6 protein-coding genes and 3 pseudogenes are annotated in these 8271 nt (G+C 56.9%); 7 read left to right on the top strand and 2 right to left on the bottom strand.

Features of this window, described 5'->3' with window-relative positions:
- Both B7L71_RS10025 and B7L71_RS10020 read left to right on the top strand, forming a co-directional pair.
- Nucleotides 1-975: IS3 family transposase (locus tag B7L71_RS10025; protein WP_139790110.1), on the top strand; the 975-nt coding region annotated here is incomplete at its 5' end.
- Nucleotides 976-1440: 465 nt separating this feature from the next.
- Nucleotides 1441-2334, top strand: a complete 894-nt coding sequence (locus B7L71_RS10020) for a LysR substrate-binding domain-containing protein (RefSeq protein WP_081137666.1) — start codon at nt 1441-1443, stop codon at nt 2332-2334.
- Between the two features lie 463 nt (nt 2335-2797).
- On the opposite strand, the pseudogene B7L71_RS10015 reads toward B7L71_RS10020, so the two are convergent.
- Nucleotides 2798-3631, bottom strand: a pseudogene (locus B7L71_RS10015) (IS1380 family transposase); the annotation flags it as partial.
- A 60-nt stretch (nt 3632-3691) separates the two neighbouring features.
- Between B7L71_RS10015 and B7L71_RS10010 the strand changes: the two are divergent.
- A pseudogene (locus tag B7L71_RS10010) lies at nt 3692-4835 on the top strand (IS3-like element ISPa133 family transposase).
- Nucleotides 4836-4845: 10 nt separating this feature from the next.
- On the opposite strand, the pseudogene B7L71_RS10005 reads toward B7L71_RS10010, so the two are convergent.
- A pseudogene (locus tag B7L71_RS10005) lies at nt 4846-5343 on the bottom strand (transposase); the annotation flags it as partial.
- Between the two features lie 87 nt (nt 5344-5430).
- On the opposite strand from B7L71_RS10005, the gene tnpA reads away from it, so the two are divergent.
- Genes tnpA through B7L71_RS09985 form a run of 4 tightly spaced genes read left to right on the top strand, consistent with a single transcriptional unit; the run spans nt 5431 to nt 7981 of the window.
- Nucleotides 5431-5721 (top strand): IS66 family insertion sequence element accessory protein TnpA, encoded by a 291-nt coding sequence (gene tnpA / locus B7L71_RS10000; RefSeq protein WP_081137652.1) that lies wholly within the window; start codon nt 5431-5433, stop codon nt 5719-5721.
- Nucleotides 5718-6062, top strand: coding sequence for an IS66 family insertion sequence element accessory protein TnpB (gene tnpB, locus B7L71_RS09995; RefSeq protein WP_004578760.1), 345 nt, complete (start codon nt 5718-5720; stop codon nt 6060-6062). Before tnpA ends, tnpB begins: the two co-directional genes overlap by 4 nt.
- Nucleotides 6016-7722: an IS66 family transposase gene (gene tnpC, locus B7L71_RS09990; RefSeq protein WP_446497421.1), complete on the top strand. Its 1707-nt coding sequence runs from the start codon at nt 6016-6018 to the stop codon at nt 7720-7722. Before tnpB ends, tnpC begins: the two co-directional genes overlap by 47 nt.
- A complete protein-coding gene (locus B7L71_RS09985) occupies nt 7712-7981 on the top strand; it encodes a hypothetical protein (RefSeq protein ID WP_081137650.1) in 270 nt (89 codons plus the stop codon). The genes tnpC and B7L71_RS09985 overlap by 11 nt, the downstream gene beginning before the upstream one ends.
- The last annotated feature ends 290 nt before the right edge of the window (nt 7982-8271 follow it).

The following is an 8271-nucleotide window of genomic DNA, read 5'->3' as shown; positions in this document are numbered from 1 at the left end:
ACCGCCAGGACGTACCAGCGCTGGACGCGCGGCGGGGAGCTGCACGAGGACCGGCGCCCTTTGGTCGACCGGCCGGTGCCGGCTAACGCGCTGACACCGGCCGAAGAGCAGGAGATTCTCGACGTGTGCCACCGCCCCGAGTACGCCAGCCTGCCGCCAGAGCAGATCGTGGTGCGCTTGTTCGATGAGGAGCAGCGCTACCTGGCGTCACCCTCGTTGTTCTACCGGGTGATGCGCAAGCACCGTGAAGTAGTGCACCGGGGCCGTGCCAAGCCACCTCAACGCCGCGCCAGGCCGACGACCTACCAGGCCACTGCGCCGAATCAGGTGTGGTCGTGGGATTGCACGTGGCTGGGCGGTCCGATCAAGGGGCAGTACTACTACCTGGTGATGATGATCGACTTCTTCAGCCGCAAGATCACCGGCTGGGAGGTATTCCTGGCCGAGTCGGCCCACAACTCCTGCACCGTGCTGGAACGGGCGGTGCTGGCCGAGCAGATCATTGACAAGCCGCTGGTACTGCACGCGGACAATGGTAGCCCCTTCAAGGGCGCCACGTTGCTGGAGAAGCTGCATGAGCTCGGCATCACGCCATCGTTCAGCCGGCCGCGGGTCAGCAACGACAACCCCTACTCGGAGGCACTGTTCCGGACCTGCAAGTACCGGCCTTGCTACCCCGTCGACGGGTTTGCCACGCTCGACGATGCCCGCGAGTGGGTGGCTGGCTTCGTGCAATGGTACAACCACGAGCATCGCCACAGCGGGATCCGCCTGGTGACACCGGCACAACGACATGCTGGGGAGGATACCGAGGTGCTGGCCAAGCGCCATGCCATCAATCAGGCGGCCCGGGAGGCCAACCCCGCCCGTTGGAGCGGTAAGACGCGCAACTGGACGCCCATCGCTACCGTATCGCTCAACCCCGAGCGGGAGCTTCAGGTCACCGTTGTCGAACCGGAAAAACAGGTAGCCTAAATGACCTCAGAGGCGACATATTCCTTGACAACTACCGCCGAACGCGGCCAGCATTTGGGTATCCAGCCGGACGGGCCGGCCGCTGATCCTGATTCCCCGGCGCTGACCGGCAGAGATCAGGCCTACACTTCTTGGCCAGATAGTATATTATTTGGTTTTGGGCGCACCCAATGAATTGGGATACATCAAAAATCTTTAAAAAATATTGAGGTGTATTGGACTCAAAAAATTTGTGTTGTAAGGTGCGATATAAATAAACTATTCCATAAAGGTGTGGCCCCTATTGATTTTTCAGTTTTTATGGACTGGTTTCTGTCTGACTGCAGCGGATATTGCAAGGCGATAATGAATTAATCGGAAGAGGGCGTTATTCTTTTGGCAAAGGATGTTCAATAAAGCAGTTTAATGAACATGGTGTGCGGTTTTTTTGCATGGAAAGTATTTTTTTGTATTAAGGTGTGATAAATGTTGAATTTGCGGCAAATCGAAGCTTTTCGTGCACTAATGATATATCGGACCGTTACTCAAGCAGCCAAAGCAATGCATATTTCGCAGCCTGCCGCAAGCAGGCTTATATCAGATTTAGAATATAATGTTGGTTTTTCTTTATTCCATAGAGATAAAGGCAGGCTGCTTCCAACTCCAGAAGCAATGGCCTTTTTTGATGATGTGGAAAAAGTTTTTACTGGTCTTGATAAAATTGCCGAATCAGCAAAGGAGATTAAGGATTTTAGAACTGGGAGATTGTTTGTTGTTGGGATGCCTGCAATAGCCCATTGTTTGCTCCCCGAAGCGGTGAACAAGTTTTCAGTAAAAAATGAGGGCATTACAATAACACTCCAGTCTCACAGCTCTCAGAAAGTTTTAGACTGGATGGCAACACAGCAATGTGATATTGGTTTTATAGGCCTTAAGATTGAAGACCCATCAGTAAAAGTTATACATTTAAAGTCTAGTCCTATGAAAGTTGTCATGCCAAAGAATCATTGGATGGCAATGAAAGATACTGTAAGCATAGATGATTTTGAAGGAGAGAATTATATTTCTTTTGGCCAGAATCAAGACTCTCGCCCATTTGTTGACAAGATTTTTTCAGATAACAAAGTGCAGCGTAAAATAAGGCTGGACACACAACTTTCTAGTGTCGCGTGCGAGATGGTGTTGAACGGTGGTGGGGTTTCTATAGTGGACCCTTTGACAGCCAATTTATATGGTGAAAGAGGGTTGGTGGCAAAACCATTAAGTGAAGTAATCGAATTTCACTATAGTGCAGTGTTGCCGGGTTATAGGCCTCCGTCAATGCTAGCTACTAGCTTTCTCGACCTTGTGACAGCGATGTTAAATGAAGAGCTGGATTAATGCATTCGGATTTTCGGATGTTATCGTGAAATAGGCAGGCCGGGATATTTATGAGGCAGACCTGGAATGGAGGTGGCGAATAGTTTTATCGTGGAATCAAGAGGTTGTAAGGACTTGGTTCAAGAGGACTGATCGCCATTGTTGAGTCCCTAACGACATGGTCGCCCTCGTGCAGCGGCTCTGGGTGTGTCCACCGGAACGGTCAGTGTACGACCAGCGACAGTGGTGCCTTGCTGCTGCGTGAACCTGGCTTATTCATGAGGATGCCCAAAAGTACGCCATGGCCCCATGGCTTGTCGACTGAGTCGGGATCAGTGTGTTACCTGAGGAGCCCCCTTCTTATGCCTGTTTAAAAGGCTTTGCTGTCACATCTATAAGCTGAATGCATATGCAGTGGCCATTAGGCCAGCCGTGTTCGCCAGCCATCAGCATGGCCGCCTTAATCTCGAACATTCGTCACCGCTCAGCGCAACGCAGTCAATTTCGGTAGTCCCTTCAACAGCGTCGGCCACCATTTGTCGGCCGCATCGCCGAGCTGCACCGTGATACGCCGAGCGTGTAGCGATAAGGTTGCAGCCACCTTGAGCACCTGCTCGCGCATACGGCTCAGGCTCCAGCCCTGTCGGGTTTGCCGCTCCAGGAGGCAGCGTAGACCATGCAGCACTTGATACGCGTAGAGGCTCAACAGCAGGCTCACCTCATTGCGAGCCATCACATCCTGAACGGTGGAGGCACCGCGATCGGTCGATGAGAGGTGGACATCAAGCGCTGACTTCACCTCGCCCATATGCGCTTCGGCGCTGCCGCGCTTGCGGTAGAGCGCCAAGACCTTCTCCGGCGGCCAGTCGAAATTGCCGAGGTTGGTGACCAAGAAGAAGGCATGGAGCAGCAGGTCATCGGGACGTTCCTGCACCACCAGCACTACGCGCCGAGGTGTCGGCCAGGAACCGGCTTGGTACTCAAGGTCGTGACACCATTCGCGTGGCGCCTCGGGTGGGCGGCCTCGCGGGCGCCGTAGATAAGGCTCGGCCAACGCCTGAAGCCCCGTGTGACTGCGTAGCCGGCCCAGGTACTCAATATGGCGATCCTCCAGGGCCTCCAGCGTGTCGTTGTCGGTGAAACCGGCATCGATACGCACCCGAATCTGGGCCCCGGTACTCTCGTTGAGTCGCTGCACCAGGTGGGGAATCCAGGTATCGGCATTCTCAGCCGGGCCGGCGTTGCCCTCGCGCAGCAGCCCGCCGACCATATCGCCGGTTTCGGCCAGCGAGGCGACCAGCGGAGAGTAGATGCGTGAACTGGTCTAATTGGAGCGGACACCCCGGTAAGCCTCATACTGGAGGCATTGGTGGTGTTCATGACCAAGAAGACGCGACGTCGGTACTCCGACGAATTCAAGGCTGAGGCGGTCAACATGGTTCGAGGAGAGGGTTATGCCATCTCCGAGGCTGCCAGGCGGCTGGATATCGATCGCAGCCTGCTGGATCGCTGGTGTCGCCAGCAACGTGACCGGGAGGATGGTGTGACTGACGACCAGGCAGATGAGCGGGATGCCGAGATCAAGAACTTCGCGAAGAAGTTCGTAAGTTGCGGATTGAAAAGGAGGTTTTAAAAAAGGCCACGGCCTTCTTCGCGAGAGAGTCGAGCTGAGATACCAGTTCATCGAGTCGGAGAAGGCCTCCTTCCCAGTGGCGGTGCTGTGCCGTGTCATGGACGTCAGCCGCAGTGGCTTCTATGCCTGGCGTCAGCGTGAACCCGATGAGCAGCGCCAGTGCCTGCACCGGGAGGTCAAGGACATCCACGATCAGAAACGTGGTAGCTATGGGAGCCGGCGAATGGCTAAGGAACTCCGTCGCAGAGGTCATACGGTCGGTCGTTATCAGGCGCGTAGCCTGATGCAGGAAGCGGGTGTCGCCTGCCGACAGCGTCGCCGCTACCGGCATACGACGGACAGCGACCACGGGCTGCCAGTGGCTCCCAACCTGCTCAAGCGGCAGTTCACGGTGCCTGAGCCCAATCAGGCGTGGGTGGCCGACATCACTGCCATTTGGACCTTGGAAGGCTGGTTGTACCTGGCGGCCGTGCTGGACCTCTACGACCGACAGGTCATCGGCTGGGCCATGGCCGACCATATGAAGACGTCACTCACCCTGGACGCCCTGGAGATGGCAATTGGCCGCCGACAGCCTCCCCGAGGCGTGCTTCACCACTCGGATCGCGGCAGCCAGTACGCCTCCCGTGCGTATCGCGAACGACTGGCAAAGCACGGGTTCCAGGCCTCCATGAGCCGCAAGGGGAACTGTTGGGACAATGCGGTCATGGAGCGCTTCTTCGGCTCTCTGAAGAGCGAATGGCTGGAGGGACAGCGGTATTGGACCCGCCAGTCAGCGAGGCGCGACGTCGTGACCTATATCGAGATGGAGTACAACAGCTGCCGGCTCCACTCGACCCTTGGCTACCACACGCCGAGGGAGATCGAGAAAATCGCGGAAGCAGCTTAATAAAAGTGTCCGCTACGACTTGACCAGAACAGCGTGCGCCGTAAAGACCATGAAACGCCGAGCCGCCCTGGTGACCGTGGACCTCGATCGGCAGGCCGTCGATGTCCACGGTCAGCTGCTTGGGGCGCTCGCCATGCTTCAGCGAGGCCAGGCGCCAGACCACCAGTCGCAACAGGCCTTCGTGCACGGTATCGATGTTGTCGTCGCGGCCAAGGCACGTTAGCAGTCGTGACAGCGTGGCTTGAGATGGTCGATCTTGGTCCAGGGGCGTCATCCCGCGGGCATCGCTGCAGGCCAGCTGCCAGAGCGGGTCACGCCGCAGCATGTCGGTATCGCTGAGATCGATCCAACCCATCGCCCGCTGCAGCACCAAGGTGCGCAGCTGACTGGCCAGCGAATGACGGACGCGCAGCGGGTGGCGTCGATCAATTAGGTTATCTTCGAGCGCCTCGATCACGCCGCTGTTATCGAGGGCTTCACGCAGCAGCAGGGCGCCGCTGTCGCTGGTGGGTAAGCGTTCATTCCACGACGTTCTGCCACCCTGCTGAAAATCGCCCTACAGTAACCTCACACTTTCCAACACGAGGTTACCCCCATGAGAAAGCACCGTACACCCGAACAGTGGCAGGCCCTGGTTGATCAGCAGCGAGACAGTGGTCTGTCAGCTTCGAAGTTCTGCAAACAAGAGAGCATCGGTTACGCCAGTTTCTGCAACTGGCGCAAGCGTCTGTCCGATCCGTCGACCAATGATTCGGCAGGATCCAGTGAGGCCAGTTTTCTGGATTTGTCGTCACTGATGGGCTCGTCGCACTCCTCCGTCCCAGGCTGGCACATTGTGCTCAGCCTGGGTAATGGCGTTGAACTCCGGCTGAGCCAGCACGGATGATCGGACTCGATAGCCAGGCCCGGATCTGGCTGTGCACCGAGCCCACCGATATGCGCAAATCGTTCCGGGGCCTGAGTGCCCTGGTTCGGAATCAGTTGAAGCACGACCCGCTCAGCGGCCAGTATTTCGTCTTCGTTAATCGTCGCAAGACTCAGATGAAGATGCTGTATTTTACGACCACCGGTTACTGCCTGTGGGCCAAGCGCTTGGAGCAGGGGCAGTTCCGGGTGCCATTATCTGCCTCGGGGCAGCGAGCCCTGACCCTGACGGATCTGCAACTGCTGATCGATGGCATTGAGGTGCAGAAATACCGCCAGTTCAAGCGTTTTCGAGGGGTATAGAAGACGGACTTCCGGTATAATATCGGCCATGAATTCAACGGCTTCCACTACCTCTTCCAACACGCCTTCTTACTCGGCTCTGGCCGAGGAGAATGCATTGCTGCGTGAACAACTTCAGGTCATGCAGCGGCAGTTGGACTGGTTCAAGAAGCAGCTGTTCGGTCCCAAGTCCGAGAAGCAGGTGTTTGACCTGCCTGGGCAGGATAGCCTGTTCGCGTCGGATGACGCCCCGGTTCCGGCGCAGCCGCCGAAAAATGAGAAGCGCACGGTTAAAGCCTATCAGCGTGGCACTGGCAAGAAACAGCGGGACGACGACTGCCTGAACGACACCGGCCTGCGCTTTACTGCCGATGTGCCAGTGGAAGTCATTGAGCACCTGCCGCCAGAGCTGACCGGGCCGGAGGCCGACCAGTACGAAGTGATCGGTAGCAAGACCACCTACCGGCTGGCCCAGCGGGCCTCCAGTTATGTGGTGCTTAAGTGCGAACGCCCGGTGTTCCGACGAAAGGGGGCGGAGAAGCCGGTGACGACTCTGGCTCCGTTCAACGTGCTGGACAACAGCCTGGCCGACGTCAGCCTGCTGGCCGGGCTGCTGGTGGACAAGTTCCAGTTCCACCTGCCGCTGTATCGTCAACACCAGCGCATCCAGCAGGCCGGTATCACCGTCAGCCGCAGCACCCTGACGAACCTGGTCAAGCGTGCCATCGACCTGCTGCGCCCCATCGTGGATGCCCAGACCGACAACGTGTTGCGCAGCCGGGTGCTGGCGATGGATGAAACGCCCATCAAAGCCGGTCATCAGGGCCGGGCTGGCCCGCAAAAGGGCAAGATGAAAACCGGCTGGTTCTGGCCGTTATACGGCGATGCCGACGAGGTGGTGTTCACCTACTCGAACAGCCGTGGGCGTGCCCATATCGAAGAAGTACTCAGCGAATCGTTCAGCGGCACCCTGATCAGTGACGGCTACGCGGCCTATGCCCGCTACGCTGCCGCTCAGGAGAGCGTCACCCATGCCCAATGTTGGGTGCATGGTCGTCGTTATTTTATCGAAGCACAGAAAGATCACCCGGAGACCGTCACCGACGCGCTGCAACAGATCGCCAAGGTGTACCGGAATGAAGAGATCATCAAAACCCAGGGGCTAACTGGCGAGAAGAAACGCCAGTACCGGTTGGATCACTCGAAGCCGGTGGTCAGCGACTTCTTCCAGTGGTGCCGGGATCAGTTGGCACAAGGCGGCCTCGTGCCCAGCGACCCGCTGACCAAGGCCCTGAACTACGTGCTCAGCCGGGAAGCCAGCCTGACCGTATTCCTGGAAAACCCGGACGTCCAGCCAGACACCAACCACCTGGAGCGGGCGCTACGCCCCATTCCAATGGGCAAGAAAAACTGGATGTTCTGCTGGACCGAGCTGGGCGCCGAACACCTGGGCATCATCCAAAGCCTGATCAGCACCTGCAAGCTGCACGGTATTACCCCGTACACATATCTGGTGGACGTGCTGCAACGCATCAGCCAGCACCCGGCCCTTGAAGTCAGCGACCTGACGCCCCGACTCTGGAAAACCCGGTTCGCCGAGAACCCGTTACGGGCGCTGATCGACCCACGTCATCCTGATCGCCAGAACCCACAGCCGGAGGCCACCGTTCATGCGCATTGATGACATGAGCATCGACCAGTTGCTGGAACTGAATCAGTATATCTGCCGACGCATTGATGAGCTCCGGGATCAGGCAAATCTCCAGGCGCTGAGTCAGTTGCGGGTTGGCCTGAAGGTGACCTTCGAGGTCCGGGAAGGCCCGGTATTGGGGATCGTCACCAAGATCAACCGCAAGAGTGTGATCGTGCTGGGCGAGGATGGCAGGAAGCAATACAAGGTCTCGCCGGAGTTATTAAGGCCCCTCCGTGACGTGAAGTAGGTCAACTACGTCTTGGAATGAACGCTTACGCTGGTGGTGCGTTGGCCGCTGAGCTCGACACGGACAGAACCGTTGCACGAGGGCGTCCAGGCGGATAGTCTTTCACCCATGGCGAGTGGTCCTCTTGAGTCGTGTTCTGCCAGGAACAGTTTGATTCTACAAGAGAAAACCACTCGCCATCTTGATTTTTAGTGCTGCCCCATGAATAAGGCGGGATAAAAATATTTAGGTTTTCTTATTCTTTTTTCATATTTGGTTGTTAGTTATTATATTTAACCTGAATCCGTGAA

This window comes from Halomonas sp. BC2, from assembly GCF_002078115.1.
GTDB classification, from domain to species: Bacteria; Pseudomonadota; Gammaproteobacteria; order Pseudomonadales; family Halomonadaceae; genus Vreelandella; species Vreelandella stevensii.
The sequence above is the reverse complement of the archived record's forward strand: the minus strand, read 5'-3'. Positions and strand labels throughout refer to the sequence as shown.

Coding starts and splice junctions, on each gene's coding strand:
- tnpA (WP_081137652.1), top strand. CDS start 5,431: ATGAGAAAGCACCGTACACCCGAACAGTGGCAGGCCCTGGTTGATCAG.
- B7L71_RS09985 (WP_081137650.1), top strand. CDS start 7,712: ATGCGCATTGATGACATGAGCATCGACCAGTTGCTGGAACTGAATCAG.
- B7L71_RS10020 (WP_081137666.1), top strand. CDS start 1,441: ATGTTGAATTTGCGGCAAATCGAAGCTTTTCGTGCACTAATGATATAT.
- tnpB (WP_004578760.1), top strand. CDS start 5,718: ATGATCGGACTCGATAGCCAGGCCCGGATCTGGCTGTGCACCGAGCCC.